Annotated in this window: 9 protein-coding genes; 3 read left to right on the forward strand and 6 right to left on the reverse strand. The window is 73.8% G+C overall.

What is annotated here, in order from left to right; genetic code table 11:
- Positions 1–137: 137 nt before the first annotated feature.
- The 5 genes from OTB19_RS38130 to OTB19_RS38150 form a co-directional block, all read right to left on the reverse strand.
- Complete coding sequence (locus OTB19_RS38130; protein ID WP_267803384.1) at positions 138–2402, reverse strand: bifunctional glycosyltransferase/CDP-glycerol:glycerophosphate glycerophosphotransferase; 2265 nt, start codon at positions 2400–2402, stop codon at positions 138–140.
- A gap of 154 nt (positions 2403–2556) precedes the next feature.
- Complete coding sequence (locus OTB19_RS38135) at positions 2557–3402, reverse strand: carbohydrate ABC transporter permease (RefSeq protein WP_267803385.1); 846 nt, start codon at positions 3400–3402, stop codon at positions 2557–2559.
- A complete protein-coding gene (locus OTB19_RS38140; RefSeq protein ID WP_420716994.1) occupies positions 3399–4754 on the reverse strand; it encodes an ABC transporter permease subunit in 1356 nt (451 codons plus the stop codon). The genes OTB19_RS38135 and OTB19_RS38140 overlap by 4 nt, the downstream gene beginning before the upstream one ends.
- Positions 4755–4757: 3 nt before the next feature.
- Entirely contained in the window at positions 4758–6158 is a 1401-nt protein-coding gene (locus tag OTB19_RS38145; protein WP_267803386.1) for an ABC transporter substrate-binding protein, read from the reverse strand.
- Between the two features lie 172 nt (positions 6159–6330).
- Complete coding sequence (locus OTB19_RS38150; RefSeq protein ID WP_267803387.1) at positions 6331–9306, reverse strand: FHA domain-containing protein; 2976 nt, start codon at positions 9304–9306, stop codon at positions 6331–6333.
- A 455-nt stretch (positions 9307–9761) separates the two neighbouring features.
- Here OTB19_RS38150 and OTB19_RS38155 point away from each other — a divergent pair, with 455 nt between their 5' ends.
- On the forward strand, positions 9762–11522 hold the full coding sequence (locus tag OTB19_RS38155) for a serine/threonine-protein kinase (RefSeq protein WP_267803388.1): 1761 nt from the start codon (positions 9762–9764) through the stop codon (positions 11520–11522).
- 180 nt (positions 11523–11702) lie between these two features.
- Positions 11703–12953 carry a serine/threonine-protein kinase gene (locus OTB19_RS38160; protein WP_267803389.1) on the forward strand — a complete coding sequence of 417 codons (1251 nt, stop codon included), beginning with the start codon at positions 11703–11705 and terminating at the stop codon, positions 12951–12953.
- A 100-nt stretch (positions 12954–13053) separates the two neighbouring features.
- On the opposite strand, the gene OTB19_RS38165 is transcribed toward OTB19_RS38160, so the two are convergent.
- Complete coding sequence (locus tag OTB19_RS38165) at positions 13054–14103, reverse strand: isopenicillin N synthase family dioxygenase (RefSeq protein WP_267803390.1); 1050 nt, start codon at positions 14101–14103, stop codon at positions 13054–13056.
- A gap of 315 nt (positions 14104–14418) precedes the next feature.
- Between OTB19_RS38165 and prfB the strand changes: the two genes are divergently transcribed.
- Complete coding sequence (gene prfB, locus OTB19_RS38170) at positions 14419–15528, forward strand: peptide chain release factor 2 (protein ID WP_267803391.1); 1110 nt, start codon at positions 14419–14421, stop codon at positions 15526–15528.
- Positions 15529–15789 lie beyond the last annotated feature (261 nt).

Consider the following 15789-nt stretch of genomic DNA (forward strand, 5'->3'; position numbering starts at 1 on the left):
CACCTCCGACCTGGACGATCTCCTGGCCAGGCTCGACCAGCACACCGCCGATCACCCAGAAGAATCCTCCGCCGCCAAGGCCGCGTGATCAACCCCCGAAGGACTTACGACGCAGACCACTTAGGCCCGGCCGCCGGCTACGGCCACAGCCCCGCCACGAGCGGGGCCGACGTGGCTTCCGGGGCCGTCGCGGGAGCCGCCGCCGGGGCGGGCCGGCGGTCCGCCAGGGGCACGATCGGCGGGGTCGGCACGCACTCGCCCAGGAACACGCGGCGCACGACCCGCTCGGCGGCGTGGCCGTCGTCGTGGGAGCAGAAGCGCGAACGGAAGGACGCCCGCAACTGCGCCGACCGGGAGCCCTGCCAGTGACCGGTCGCGAAGATGTCCACCAGCTCGTCCTCGGTGCGGGCGATCGCGCCCGGCGGAGTCGCCCGCAGGTCGAAGTACGTGCCGCGCGCGGCCTCGTACGCCTCCCAGTCGTCGGCGTGGATCACGATCGGCCGATCCAGGGTCGCGTAGTCGAACATCAGCGACGAGTAGTCCGTCACCAACGCGTCCGAGGCAAGGCAGAGTTCCTCCACCGACGGATGGGAGGAGACGTCCACCAGCCGGGGGTGCGCCTCCGGCGAGACCGAACCCGCGTACGTCAGGTGCGTGCGGCACAGGACCGTGTACCGGGGGCCCAGGTCGCGCAGGACCCGCTCGAAGTCCAGGTGCTCCGGCCGGCTGCGCCGGTAGTCGCGGTGCGTGGGCGCGTACAGGATCACCGTCGAGCCCGGCGGGACACCCAGCCGTTCGCGCAGCTGCGCCACCTCGGCCCGCGTGGTCCGGTGGAAGACGTCGTTGCGCGGGTAGCCGTACTCCAGCGTCGTGTACGAGGACGGGACGGCCCGCTCCCACACCAGCGTCGAGTGCCGGTTCGAGGAGAGCAGGTAGTCCCACTGGTCCGCGCCCCGCAGCAGACCCGCGAAGTCCGTCGTCGGCGTGGCCGCCGGACGGTCCAGGAGGTCGAGGCCGACCCGCTTGAGCGGGGTGCCGTGCTGGGTCTGGAGCAGGATCTGACCCGGCCGCTTGACCAGGCCCCGGTCGAAGTTGACGTTCGTCGTCAGGTACGTGGCACGCGCCAGGGCCGTCCAGTACGCGGCCGAGCCGGGCCGCAGCGCCGCGGTCCGGGGCGGCAGGGTCGAGGCGTGCCGCGGCTCGCAGATCCAGGCCGTGCGCATCCGGGGCGCCAGCTCGCGCAGCTTGGCCTCGACGGCCGCCGGGTTGCAGGCGTAACCGCCGTGCCAGTACGCCGAGAACACCGCCAGCTCCGGCCGCAGCGGCAGCATCCGCTGGACCCGGTAGTGCAGCCGCAGCGCCGCCTCGCGCAGCCCCCGACCCACCACGACCCCTCCGCGCCCCGTGGCCACCGCGCCCGTGCGCAGCACCGACAGCACGCGGTACGTGCGGCGCACGCCGAGCCGCATCAGCGCGTGCCGCAACCGGTCGGTGCGGGAGAGGGACGCCGGCACGGTCCGCGGGCCCGGTGGCCGGTGCCGGCGCAGCAGCGCGCGGGCCCGGGCGAAGAACTCCGCCCGGCACCCGCGCGGGAGCCGGCGCGGGTCCGCGTACAGGGCGCAGAAGTGCTCCGCCATCCGCCGGTGCACGGCGGCGCGCCAACGCCCCAGCTCGGGGCGGCCGGCGAGGTAGCCGAAGACCCGGTCGTACTGGTCGAAGATGTCGAGGTGGCGCCGGCTGGAGGTGGTCAGGATCGAGCCCGTGCGGCGCTGGCGGTAGTGCACGCAGACCCGGTCGAGGACGGCGACGGACTCGGCGGCCAGCAGCGCCGGGTAGGTCCAGGGGGTGTCCTCGTGGAAGCCGGGTGGGAACGCGAGGCCCTCGCGCTCCACGTACTCGCGACGGTAGGCCTTGTTCCACACCACCATCGGCATGCCGAGCAGCGCCGGACGGTCGGCGAGCCGGAAGCTCGCCGGTCCCTCCTCGCGCAGGTGGTGGGAGAGGCGGTTGCGGAGGGTCTCGCCGGTCCAGAAGGTGCGCGCGTAGTCGTAGACCAGGACGTCGGGGGAGCCGGTGGCCTTGAGCCGGTCGGTGATGGCCAGGAGGGCGCCGGGGGCCAGGGTGTCGTCGCCGTCGAGGAAGATCAGGTAGTCGCCCGTGGCCCGGGCCAGACCCGCGTTGCGGGCCGGGCCCAACCCCAGGTTCTGCGCCAGGTGCACGGCGGTGACCCGGGGGTCCCGGGCCGCGTACTCGTCGATGAGCGCACCACAGGCGTCCGGGGAGGCGTCGTCGACCGCGATCAGCTCCAGGTCCCGGCAGGACTGGGACAGGACCGACTCCAGACTCTCCCGGAGGTACGCCTGAACCTTGTACGCGGGCACGATGACGCTGAACCGGGGCACGGCACATCCAGGGGTCGGCTCGGACATATGGCCCAGGAACCCCCGGCGTCGGGATCGGGTTACGGGCGGTGCGGCAATCGGGTCGGCCGACGTCAACGCCCCGCGTCAACGCCGCCCGCCCCGACACCCGTGCCCGTCCCGTGCCCGCGACCGGTCACTTGATCGCCCCGGCCATCACCCCCGAGACGAACTGCCGTTGGAAGGCGAAGAAGACCACCAGCGGCACCAGCATCGACAGGAACGCGCCGGGCGCCAGCACGTCGATGTTGTTCCCGAACTGGCGCACCTGCTGCTGGAGCGCCACCGTGATCGGCGGGTTCGCCGAATCCGCGAAGACCAGCGCCACCAGCATGTCGTTCCACACCCACAGGAACTGGAAGATGCCGAGCGAGGCGATCGCCGGACCGCCGAGCGGCAGCACCACCCGGGCGAACAGGCGCAGTTCACCCGCCCCGTCGAGACGGGCCGCCTCCAACAGCTCGCGCGGGATCTCCGCGAAGAAGTTCCGCAACAGGAACACCGCGAACGGCAGCCCGAAGGCCGTGTGGAACAGCACCACCCCGGCCGTGGTCTCGAACAGGCCGATGGAGCCGAAGAGTTCCGACACCGGGATCAGGGCCACCTGGACGGGGACCACCAGCAGCCCCACCACGATCAGGAACAGCCAGTCCCGTCCCGGGAACTCCAACCAGGCGAAGGCGTACCCGGCGAACGCCCCCAACGCGAGGACGAGCAGGGTCGCCGGGACGGCGATCGCGACAGTGCTCAGCAGCGAACCGGTGATCGTGTCGTCGGCCAGCAGCCGCTGGTAGTTGTCGGCGGTCAGCCGCGACGGCGCGCTCAGCGCCTGCCACCAGCCGCCCTCGTTGAGGCCGGTCGGGGAGAGGAAGGAGGAGATCAGCAGCCCGAGGGTGGGCACCAGCCAGAACAGGCCGGCGAGGATCAGGAAGACCCGCAGCACCCCGCCGGCCGCGCGGGAGGCGAGGGACTGTGCGCTCATCGGCGGGCCTCCCGGCGCATCCGGCGAATGTTGTAGAGCATCACCGGCACCACGAGCACCAGCAGCAGCACGGCGATGGCGCTGCCCAGCCCCGGGTCGGCGTTCGTGCCGAAGGACGTGCGGTACAGCTGGAACGCGAGCACGTTCGCGTCGTCCTGGACCGCGCCCGGAGCGATCACGAAGACCAGGTCGAACACCTTCATCACATTGATGACCAACGTGACCAGGACCACCGCCAGGACGGGCGCCAACAGCGGGACGGTGATCCGCCGGAACACCTGCCACTCGCTCGCCCCGTCCACCCGCGCCGCCTCCAGCAGCTCACGCGGTACGGCCGCCAACCCGGCCCCGATCAACACCATCGCGAAACCGGCCCACATCCACACGTACGCGCCGATGATCGCCGGGGTCACCAGCGTCGGACCCAGCCACTGGACCCCCGCGTACGCCTCCCGGAAGTTCGAGGCGGGCAGCCGCAGCAGCGCCCCGTCGGCCCGCTCGGACAGGGTGAACGTGCCGTCGGCGCGGGCCGACGCCGAGTCGACCACCGTGCCGTCCTTCACCGCCTCGATCCGCATCCCGGCGAAGCCCGACTCGGTCGGGTCCACCGCGTTCGTCCGGCCGCCCCCGCCCCGGGTGAAGTCCTGCCAGGCGGTCCCGGTGACCTTCCCGGGCTCGCCGGCGGCGGGCCGTGCGGCCCGCGTGCCCTCGGGCAGTGCCTCCGGGGCCACGCCGACCAGCGGGAGCAGCGCCGGCACGCCCGCCCGTACGGGATCACGCGTCACGTACCCGCCCCCGTCGGCCGGCGCCAGCGGGGAGTCACGGCCCGGGCGGGCCTTCGGGAACGCCGAGGCCTCCGCGAAGGTGTCGTGGACCCCCACCCACACCGCGTTGGCCACGCCCCGGTCGGGGTCGTGGTCGTAGACGAGCCGGAAGATGATGCCCGCCGCCAGCATCGAGATCGCCATCGGCATGAACACGAGCAGCTTGAACGCCGTCCCCCAGCGGACCCGTTCGGTGAGCACCGCGAAGATCAGCCCGAGGGCGGTGGCCGTCGTGGGGGCCAGCACCACCCAGATCGCGGTGTTCTTCAGGGCGGTGCGGATCGTGTCGTCGTTCAGGATCTCCCGGTAGTTGCCGCTACCGACGAAGGTGTCGCCGGAGCGGTCGAAGAAGCTGCGGTAGACCGAATAGCCGATCGGATGCACGACGAGCGCGCCGAGCAGCAGCAGGGCCGGGAGGAGGAACGCCGCCGCGACCAGCCGGCGCCGGCGTGCCTCCGCGGAACCCGTGCGCCCGGCGCCGCCCGTCGCACCGACGACCTCGGCCGCGGTGGCGACTTTGGTGGCCACCGGTCAGTTCCCGTACGCCTTGGCCGCGTCACTCTCCAGTTTCGCCTGGGTGCCCGCCACGTCCGACGGGTTCGCCAAGAAGTCCTGGAGGTGCTTCCACTCGCCCGCGCCCGGGGTCCCGCCGAAGGCCGCCGGGGCCTGGTCCGAGAGGTCGAAGCGGAAGTCGTCGCCGGCCGCGATCAGTGCCTTCGCGATGTCCCGCTGGATGGTGTTCGGGTAGGCGGCCGGGTTCACCGACTTGTTCGGGGAGACGAAACCGCCCTCGCGGGCCTGGATCTCCGCGGCGTCCGCCGAGGCCAGGAACGTCAGCAGCGCCTGCGCGCCCTTCGAGGGCTTCAACGCGACCGCCACGTCACCACCCGAGACCACCGGGGCCTTGTCGCCGACCGCCGGGAAGGGGAACACCAGGGCGTCCTCGCCGACCTTCGCCCCGGTCTGCGCGATGTTCACCGCGACGAAGTCCCCCTCGAAGACCATCGCCGCCGCCGGCCGGTCGCCACCGGTGAAGGTCTGCGTCACCGACTTCGGGAACTCCGTGGACAGGGCCCCGCTCGGCCCGCCCGCCAGGAAGTCCTTGCGGCCGAACAGCTCGCCCAGGGTCGTCAGCGCCCGCTTGACGCTGTCGTCCGTCCACTTGATCTCGTGCTTCGCCAGCTTGTCGTACAGCTCCGGGCCGGCCTGGGAGAGGTAGACGTTCTCGAACCAGTCCGTCAACGTCCAGCCGTCCGCGCCGGCCACCGACACCGCCGGGGTGCCGGAGGCGGACAGCGTGTCGGCCGCCGTCAGCAGGTCCTTCCAGGTCTTCGGGGGCTGCACGCCCGCCGCCTCGAAGGCCTTGGCGTTGTACCAGATCAGCGACTTGTTGGCCGCCTTGTAGTACACGCCGTACTGGGCGCCGTCGACCGCGCCGAGCTTCTTCCACCCGTCCGAGTAGTTCTTGTCCAGCTGGGCCTTCGCCTCCGGACCCACCGGCTGCGCCCACTTCTTCTCCACCGCGGACACCAGCGCCCCGACCTGCGGGAGCAGGGCCACGTCCGGCGGGGCGCCACCCGCGATCTTCGTACCGAGGAAGGTGACGATCGGATCCTGCGCCGGGACGAACGTCACCGTCGCGCCGGTCCGCTTCTCGAACTCCTTCAACACCTTCGTGAAGTTGGCCTGTTCCGGACCCGTCCAGACCGCCGCGACCTCCAGCTTCTCCCCGGCCAGACGGGGTAATTCCACCCGGGGCCCGGTCGGCGCCCCGCCGGAGGCCGGCGTCCCGTCCTTCTTGTCCCCGCCGCCGCACCCGGTGAGCGCGAGCGCGCCCGCCGCGATCAACGCGGCCCACGCACGGCTCCTCGTACGGCTTCTGAGGTGCTTCCTGCGGCTCTTCGTACGGCTGGTTTCCTGCTGACTGCGCATGGTTCTGCCCCCGATGCCCGTCCGGCGCTGATGGTGTGTCCCGTGCCACAAGGTCTACGCCGCCCCGCGCACCCCCGCAATACCGCGTCGGGGCGTGCGGGGGCCGGGACCCGGCGTGCGCGTGCGGCCCGAAGCGCCCGCCGCGCGCGGTGCCGGCGGGGCGGGCGGGTGTCTACGGGGCGGGCGGGAACAGCACCGGTGTCGCCGAGACCAGGCGCGACGCCCGCTCCAGGGCACTGGCCAACAGCGCCAGGTCGGTCGGCCCGTTGCCCAGCTCGCGGACCGGGCGGCGGGCCGGCGGATCACCCATCCGCTCCCACTCCACCGGGACCACGGTCGGCCTCGACGTCGCCGTCCGCGGGATCCGACCGGTGACCCGGCCGCCCTGGAACGGAACCGCCCGACCGTCCGCGTACCGGAGCACACCGCGACCGGGGCCGGGCTGGTCCGGGGCGTCCAGCTCGACCCGCAGCCGGGCGAGGCGGGACAGTTCGGTGTCGGCCGTGCGGTCCGGGCGGGCGGTGGTGGCGACCAGGTGCACCCCGAGCCGGGCACCCTCGCGGGCCACCCCCTCCAGGATCCGGACCACCGAACCGGCGGCGGGACGGCCCGTGCTGCCCAGACCCGGCGCGACCAGCGCGTCGAAGTCGTCCACCAGCAGCACCAGGCGGGGCAGCGGCCCCGGACCGGGCGCCGGATCGGTACGGGCGGCGGCGGAACGCAGCCGCAGGGTCCCCGAACGCTGCGAGTCGACATCGCCGCCCAGTTCGCCGGGAGCGGGCCGGCGGGGCGCGACCATCCGGTCCGACACCTCCCGCCGGGCGTGCCACTCGCTGAACGGCACCCCGTCCAACAGCTCGTGCCGGCGCTTCAGCTCGGCGCCCAGCGCCTGCGCGAACTCCCTCATCCGCACCGGGTCCGAGGCCACGAGGTGCGCCGAGACGTGCGGCAGCTCCGTACAGGCGAGCAGCCCCTCGCCCCGCTCGCCACCGGCCCCGTCGAGCAGCACGAGCCCCAGCCGGTCGGGGCGGGCCGCGGCGGCGAGCGAGGCGGCCGCCGAGCGCAACAACTCGGTCCGGCCGCTGCCGGCCGGCCCCTCGATCAACAGGTGCGGGCCGTCGTGGACCAGCTCTGCCCCGACCGCCCCGCGCCGGCCGGTGCCCAGCACCACCTCGGCGAGCCCGCCGACACCCTGGCCCTGCTCCGTACCGGCCGCCCAACGGGCCATCAGGGAGGCCGGGGTGGCCCGCGCCAGCCCCAACTCGTCCAGGAGCCGCGCCGTCTGCGGCAGCGACGCGGTCGCCGGCCGCTGGGCCTCGGCGCCGGTCGACTCCGCGCGCAGCGGGGCGAGGGCGCGGGCGAACCGCTCCGCCCACGCCGCGGACACGGCGTCGGCCACGGCGGTCACACCGGGCGGGACGGGTCTGCCGCCGACGATCGCGAAGGTCCGTACGGCGGTGGCGACATCACCGCTGAGCAGGGCGACCGTCCCGCAGTCCCGGAAGGCGGGGGAGGCCGAGCAGGCCGTCTCGTACGTGTCGCAGACCGGACTCGCCGGGGTCGCGGCCGGCGCCTCCGCGAGGGCCAGGACATGGATCCCGGCGGCCGGCCCGTGCGAGGCCAACCGTCCGGTGACGTCGCGCAGCGGCCCCGCGCCGGGGTCACCGTCGAGGACGAGGAGCGTGTACGGCCCCTCGTACGCGCTCGCCACCCGGCGCACCGCCTCCGGCCCGGCGGACGCCCACCCCGCGCCGAGCGGGCTCTCGTCGAGCCGGCGGGTCAGCTCGCCGGTGCGGGCGGCGGCCTGGTCGCGGTCGAACGCGAGGAGCAGCCGGCAGTCCTGGCCGTGCGCGGGCCGTACGTGCGGCAGCCAGCCGAGCCAGCCCCAGTCGGCGCGCCGCTCCTGGAGGCCCCGGCCGCGACCCGCGCAGACCAGCACGATCTCCAGCCGGCCCGGCGCGTGCAGTCCGGCGAGTTGGGCGATCACGGACCGGGCCACGCCGGTGAGGCGGGCCCTCGGGCCGGCGATGCCCAGCGCCCCGGCCTCGCGGAGCTCGACCCGGCTGCCGGCGCCGAGCCCGACGTCGAGGGCGCCCGGCGGACGGGACCAGAGCCGCCCGGTGGGTCCGAGGGCGGCGAGCAGCAGGGTGGCGGGGTCGTCGGCGGCGGGGCGCGCGGCCGGCGGCGGCCCGGCCTCGGCCGCCTGCTCGGCGATGTCCTCGCCCCGTACCCACTTGCGGGCCCACGCCCCGATCCCGCGCCGCCGGGGCTCGAACGCGGAGGCCGCGCCCTGCCCGCCGCCGGTCGCGTCGGGGTCGGGGAGGTCGGGCGCGAAGCCGGCGCCGGATGGCGGGACGGGGCGGTGGGCCGGGTGGTGGGCCGGCTCGCGCGCGCCCGCGTACGACGCGTCCGCGTCCGGGCCCGCGCCGTGGGCGCCGATCCCGGCGCCGGCGTCGACACCGGTGCCGGGCGCGCCCGGGACGGCGGCGGCGCCCGGCAGGGACAGGTGTCCCTCCAGGTCCGGCACCACGGGCAGCGTCGGAGCCGCGCCCCGGGCCGCCAGCCGGAGGGTCGATTCGCCGATCCGCAGCAGCGCTCCCGGTACCAGCGGCACCGTCCGCGTTCCGACGGGGGCGCCGTCCAGGGTCGTGCCGTTCGTGGACCCGAGGTCGGCCACCGCCACCCGCCCGTCCGACATGACCGTCACCGCGCAGTGCAGCCGTGACACGTCGGGGTCGTCCAGCGGCACGTCCGCGTCGGCCGAGCGTCCGATCCGCACCGCCCCGGGGTGCAGCAGGTGCACCCCGCCCGCGTCCGGACCGGCGACCACGTGGAGTTGGGGCGCGGCCGGTCCGTCCTCGGGCAGCGCGGGCAGCCCGTCCGGCGCGGGCGCGTGCAGGGCCAGTACGGCACCGTCCACCAGGGGTGGCTCTCCCAGGATCCGCCGCTGGAGGTCGAGCCGTTCGGTACCGGCGTACAGCACGACGGTGCCCCCGGTGTCGGGCCCGCCCACGGTCGCCGCGAGCCCGGAGGCGACGGTGGCCAGCGCGGTCCCCACGGGCGCGGTGACGAGCACGTCGCAGCCGACGGGCGCGCCGGAGGTCTGGTGGCCGCTGCGCGACCCGAGGACGGTCAGCCGGATCTGCATCGCCGTCAGCGGTCCCTTCTGCGCGGTGCGCAGTGCACGGTGCGTGCGCCCGGCAGGGGAACGGCGGGACGTGCCGGACCGATGACCCCCCACCCGGCACGGACGCGTCGTCCGGTCAGGTCTGCCGGAAGGAGGGGCTCCCGTCCCCGCCGTTCCGTACGGGTGCATCCTCGCACCTGTCGCGGACAACACGCCCGGCACCCGGCAACAAATGATCTTGATCGATCGTGACCCGATCCACTCGTCGCTCACATCCGGACAATCGAGTCGACGAAAGCCAAGGAAAATCGCCTCCGGCATACCCGGTAAAACTCACTCTTCGTACATATGTACGGCAACCAACCTTCGATGCCCGGCGTCTTCATCCGGGACACCCCCTAGAGTGGGCCGGAAAACCCGCGGCGGAAACAGCCGAAACCAGACGACAGTCAGACGACAGCAGGGGAGCGCGAGACGTGCGGCCAGTCGGCAGCAAATACCTGCTCGAGGAGCCGCTCGGGCGCGGCGCCACGGGCACCGTCTGGCGTGCCCGCCAGCGGGAGACCGCCGGTGCGGAGGCCGCCGTCGCCGGGCAGCCCGGCGAGACCGTGGCCATCAAGGTCCTCAAGGAGGAGCTGGCCCAGGACCCGGACATCGTGATGCGCTTCCTGCGCGAACGCTCCGTCCTGCTGCGCCTGACCCACCCCAACATCGTCCGCACGCGCGACCTCGTCGTCGAGGGCGACCTGCTGGCCCTGGTCATGGACCTGATCGACGGCCCGGACCTGCACCGCTACATCCGCGAGAACGGCCCCTTCAGCCCCGTCGCCGCGAGCCTGCTGACCGCCCAGATCGCGGACGCGCTCGCCGCCAGCCACGCCGACGGCGTGGTCCACCGGGACCTGAAGCCCGCCAACGTCCTGCTGGACGAACGCGGCGGCCAGATGAAGCCGATGCTCACCGACTTCGGCATCGCGCGCCTCGCCGACTCCCCGGGCCTGACCCGCACCCACGAGTTCGTCGGCACCCCCGCCTACGTGGCCCCCGAATCCGCCGAGGGCCGCCCCCAGACCTCCGCCGTCGACATCTACGGCGCCGGCATCCTGCTCTACGAGCTGGTCACCGGCCGCCCGCCGTTCGCCGGCGGCACCGCGCTCGAAGTCCTCCACCGCCACCTCAGCGAGGACCCGCAGCGCCCCGCGAACCTGCCCGAGCCGCTCTGGACGGTCATCGAGCACTGCCTGCGCAAGGAGCCCGGCGAGCGCCCGAGCGCCGTGAGCCTGGCGCGCGGCCTGCGCGTGGTCGCCTCCGGCATCGGCGTGCACTCCTCGCCCGCCGAGGTGGAGGCCGCGCTCGGCGTCGCCGCGCTGCTCGCCCCCGACCCCTCGCCCGCCCCGGTCCCCGCGACCCCCGGCGTCGCGGACGCCACCCAGGTGCTCCCCGCCGGCGCCGGCTCCCCGATGGGCGCCTACGACCCGAACGGCATGACCAGCGTCCTGCCGCCGGTCGGCGCGGCCGACGCCACCTCCGTGCTGCCCAGCACCGGCGCGGGCGGTCCGGACCCGACGTCCGTCATGCCGCCCGTGCAGGACGGGGTGCACCCCTGGCAGTCGCAGATGAGGGCCGCCCGCGACCGCAACGAGCAGACGCAGATGCAGTACCTCGACCCGAGCGAGGACCCGCTGCGCCGTCGCCCGCAGCGCCAGGCGCCCCCGCCGCCCCAGCAGCGACCCCAGCAGCAGCCGTACCGCCAGGGGCCGCCGCCGCAGCAGTACCAGCAGCCGCCGACGCACCAGCCGCAGTACCAGCAGCCGCCGCAGCAGCAGCCGTACCGCCAGGGCCCGCCGCAGCAGCAGTACCAGCAGCCGCAGCACCAGCCGGCGCATCAGCCGCAGTACCAGCAGCCGCCTCAGCAGCAGCCGCAGTACCAGCAGCCCGACAGGCCGCAGAGCCCGCCGCCCCGGCAGTCGCCCCCGCGCGAACCCCGCGAGCCGCGTCGCCGCAGTGCCAACCCGGTCCGCATCCCCGGCCTGGGCTGCCTCAAGGGCTGCGTGGTCATGATCCTGCTGTTCTTCGTGGCGGGCTGGCTGGTCTGGGAGCTGACCCCGCTCCAGGAGTGGGTCGGCACCGGACGCGGCTGGTGGGACCAGGTGTGGACGTGGGGCTCGGACGCGGTCGACTGGGTCGGCTCCGTCGGCGATTCCGCCGGTGGCTCCGGCGGCGGATCCACCCCCTGACGGCCGGCTGACGGTCACCAGGAGGCCTCGGGGACACCCCCGTAGCGCCGACTTCGTGGATTTGTCGACTTCTGGGACGTGATTTCGCCCGCAGAAGTGAAGGTCGCCGCGCTGCGGGGCGTTCAACCCCCACCCGGCCGCGTAGCTTTGGTGCGTACGCCAGCCGCTGAGGGAGCAGTCGTGGCACGGAAGATCGGCAGCCGGTACACCGCGCACCAGATCCTTGGGCGCGGCAGCGCGGGCACGGTGTGGCTGGGCGAGGGGCCGGAAGGCCCCGTCGCCGTCAAACTGCTGCGCGAGGACCTCGCGTCCGACCAGGAGCTGGTCGGACGGTTCGTCCAGGAGCGCAGCGCCCTGCTCGGCCTGGAACACCCCCACGTCGTGTCCGTCCGCGACCTCGTCGTCGACGGCAACGACCTCGCCCTCGTCATGGACCTCGTCCGCGGCACGGACCTGCGGACGCGGCTCGACCGCGAACGACGGCTCGCCCCCGAGGCGGCCGTCGCCATCGTCGCCGACGTCGCGGACGCGCTGGCCGCCGCGCACGCGGCGGGCGTCGTGCACCGCGACGTCAAGCCGGAGAACGTCCTGCTCGACATGCAGGGCCCGCTCGGTCCCGGCGGCGCCCACCCGGCGCTGCTGACCGACTTCGGCGTCGCGAAGCTGATCGACTCGCCGCGCCGCAGCACCGGGGGCCGCGCCTCGGCGCCCACCACCCGGATCATCGGCACGCCCGACTACCTGGCCCCCGAGATCGTGGAGGGCCTGCCGCCGCGCGCGGCCGTCGACATCTACGCGCTGGCCACGGTGCTGTACGAGCTGCTCGCCGGCTTCACGCCGTTCGGCGGCGGGCACCCCGGGGCGGTGCTGCGCCGGCACGTGACCGAGACCGTCGTACCGCTGCCCGGCATCCCCGAAGAGCTGTGGCAGCTCATGGTGCAGTGCCTCGCCAAGGCGCCGGCGTCGCGGTTGCGGGCCTCGGAACTCTCGACCCGGCTGCGGGACCTGTTGCCGATGCTGGCCGGGATCCCGCCCCTGGACGTGGACGAGCCGGACGAGGCCGACACGGAACCGGAACAGACCGAGGAGAAGTCCGCGGACCCGGTACGGCGGCGGGGCGTGGTGCCGCTGGTGCCCGGCTCGGCGACGGACTCCAACCGGGACACGCACACCTCGATGCGGGTACCCGGCCCCGACGAGCTGGCCGGGGGCGCGCTGGGCACCGCCCGGGTCCCGCGCCCCGCGGGCGGCCACCGGCCGGGTTCCGCCCGGCACCGGGCCGAGACCGTCCGCAAGCGCCGCCTCGTGCTCTCCGCATCCGCGGTGGCCCTGGTGGCGGCGGTCGGGGTGGGCACCTGGTTCGCGGTGTCCGACGGGGACACCGGCCCCGCACCGCAGGACAGCAAGCAGTCGGGCACGGCCGTCCCGTAGCCGGGCCGGTGTCCGGGACCCGGCCGGGTCCCGGACGCGGGCGGGCCGGGTCGGCGCGCGTCGTCCGCCGGAACCGACCGCACCGCGGCCCGCGCACGGCCTACGCCGAGACCAGCTCCGGGTGCCAGCGCCGGGCCACGGTCGGGTGGGCCCGTACCCACCCCTTCAGCTCGTTGCGGCCGTACTCGGCGTGCAGCGGGTTCGACGCGTCGTGGGCCACGCCCGGCGCCTCGCTCAGGTACGCGCCCGGAACGGTCTCCACCACCGCGTCCAGCCGCGGGTTGTAGAAGAACGGCACCGAGAAGCGTTCCTGCGCCCCCGGCGGGCTCACCACCCGGTGGTCGGTGGCCCGCAGGTAGCCCTCCGTCGCTATCTCCAGCAGCTCGCCCAAGTTGACCACGAAGGCCCCCGGGAGCGGCGGGATGTCGACGTAGCGTCCGTCCCGCACGACCTGGAGCCCGCCCACCGAGTCCTGGAGCAACAGCGTCAGGAAGCCGTAGTCCTTGTGCGCGCCCACGCCCTGGTCCGCGCCGGTCGGGGCGGACCCGGGGTAGCGGATCAGCTTCGTGTGCAGGTGGGGGCGGTCGGCGAAGGCCGCGTCGAAGAAGTCCGCGGGGGCGCCGATCGAGGTCAACAGCTCCCGCAGCAGGCGGTGCGCCACCGCGGCGAGGCGGGACTGCCACTCCAGGACGACCGTGCGGAGCTCCGGCAGGGCCGCCGGCCACAGGTTCGGGCCCTCCAGCCACAGGAACGCCGGGTCGTCCGGGCCGACCACCGGCGCGGGTCGCTCGGCGCCCACGTCCAGCTGGTCCCGCCAGTCGGAGGCGCCGCCGGTCAGCTCGTGCCCGATCCGTGTGTAGCCGCGGAAGTGGGGGGAGTTGAGGTTGCTCACGGCCAGCCGATCGGCCTCCGGGAGCGCGAAGAAGGCTCTGGTCAGCTCGAGGATGCGGGCGGTTTCCGACGCGCTGATCCCGTGCCCGGTCAGATACAGGAAACCGGTGTCCCGTGCGGCCGCGTGCAGCTGCCGCAGGAAGTCCTCGCGCTCGGCGGGGTCGTCGGCCCGGGACAGGTCGATGACGGCGAGGGAGGTCGCGAGGGAGGTGGTGCCAGAGTCGGCACGGGAGGAGGAGGAAGGGTGCGCGGACGGCATGACGGCTCCGTTTCGGATGTCACGGGGTCCTGTTCCCCGGAGATGGCGGGGCAGCGGGTGAGGACTGGCCGGCGGCGGGGATGGTGCCGGGGCCGCGTGTCCGCGTACAGGACCGAAGTCGGATCGGGGTGGATCAGGCTCGTGCGAGGTCCGGCGGCAGACAGCTCGTGGTGGTGACACGCATGTGGTCCACATGGCGGCGCTTCACGAGGAGGACAGTCATACGCTGAGCGTACGCCCGTGCGAGCGCGTATCCGTACGGGCCGAGCCGGCCTGGCCGGAGAGTGCCGTCCCGCGACCGGCTACGCTGGACCCGTGGCAGTCGTCGATGTTTCCGAAGAGCTGAAGTCCCTCTCCTCGACCATGGGGTCGATCGAGGCCGTCCTGGACCTCGACAAGCTGAGGGCAGATATCGCCGTGCTCGAGGAGCAAGCCGCCGCGCCGTCCCTGTGGGACGACCCGGAGGCCGCCCAGAAGATCACGAGCAAGCTTTCGCACCTCCAGGCCGAGGTCCGCAAGACCGAGACCCTCCGGGGCCGCATCGACGACCTCTCCGTGCTCTTCGAGCTCGCCCAGGAGATGGACGACGCGGACACCCTCGCCGAGGCCGAGACCGAGCTGGTCTCCGTGCGCAAGGCGCTGGACGAGATGGAGGTCCGGACCCTGCTCTCCGGCGAGTACGCCGAGCGCGAGGCCCTGGTCAACATCCGCGCCGAGGCCGGTGGCGTCGACGCCTCCGACTTCGCCGAGCGCCTCCAGCGCATGTACCTGCGCTGGGCCGAGCGGCACGGCTACCCGACCGAGATCTACGAGACCTCCTACGCGGAAGAGGCCGGCATCAAGTCGACCACCTTCGTCGTCAAGGCCCCGTACGCCTACGGCACCCTCTCCGTCGAGCAGGGCACCCACCGCCTCGTGCGGATCTCGCCCTTCGACAACCAGGGCCGCCGCCAGACCTCCTTCGCGGGCGTCGAGGTGCTGCCGGTCGTCGAGACCAGCGACCACGTCGAGGTCGACGAGGCCGAGCTGCGCGTCGACGTGTACCGCGCCTCCGGCCCCGGCGGACAGGGCGTCAACACGACCGACTCGGCCGTGCGCATCACGCACCTCCCGACCGGCATCGTCGTCTCCTGCCAGAACGAGCGCTCGCAGATCCAGAACAAGGCCAGCGCGATGAACGTGCTCCAGGCCAAGCTGCTGGAGCGGCGCCGCCAGGAGGAGAAGGACAAGATGGACGCCCTCAAGGACGGCGGAAGCTCCTGGGGCAACCAGATGCGCTCCTACGTCCTGCACCCGTACCAGATGGTCAAGGACCTGCGGACGGAGTTCGAGGTCGGCAACCCGCAGGCGGTGCTCGACGGCGAGATCGACGGCTTCCTGGAGGCCGGGATCCGCTGGCGCAAGCAGCAGGAGCAGACCGCTTAAGAGCGAGCGCCGGACCGCTCGACGGCGGGTGGGCGTGAACATGGAAGGGCCCGGGCACCCCAAGGTGTCCGGGCCTTTCCGCGTACGTGCGATCGGGACGCGGCGCAAGAGCTGCGCGGTCGCGGCCACGCGGTCGGGACTAAGTGGTCTGCGTCGTAAATCCTTCGGGGGTTGACGTCGGGCTTGGCGTGCGCTTGCCCGTGTCAGGTGTCGAGACCGGTGAGGTGGAGGTGGCAGGCGGTGTCGAGTGCGTCCTCGGGG

Origin of the sequence: Streptomyces sp. H27-H5 (assembly GCF_026627505.1) — a bacterium.
In the GTDB taxonomy this organism is placed as follows: Bacteria; Actinomycetota; Actinomycetes; order Streptomycetales; family Streptomycetaceae; genus Streptomyces.

Excerpts from the sequence above, each read along its gene's own strand:
- OTB19_RS38135 (WP_267803385.1), bottom strand. The coding sequence starts at position 3,402 with ATGAGCGCACAGTCCCTCGCCTCCCGCGCGGCCGGCGGGGTGCTGCGG.
- OTB19_RS38145 (WP_267803386.1), bottom strand. The coding sequence starts at position 6,158 with ATGCGCAGTCAGCAGGAAACCAGCCGTACGAAGAGCCGCAGGAAGCAC.
- OTB19_RS38150 (WP_267803387.1), bottom strand. The coding sequence starts at position 9,306 with ATGCAGATCCGGCTGACCGTCCTCGGGTCGCGCAGCGGCCACCAGACC.
- OTB19_RS38165 (WP_267803390.1), bottom strand. The coding sequence starts at position 14,103 with ATGCCGTCCGCGCACCCTTCCTCCTCCTCCCGTGCCGACTCTGGCACC.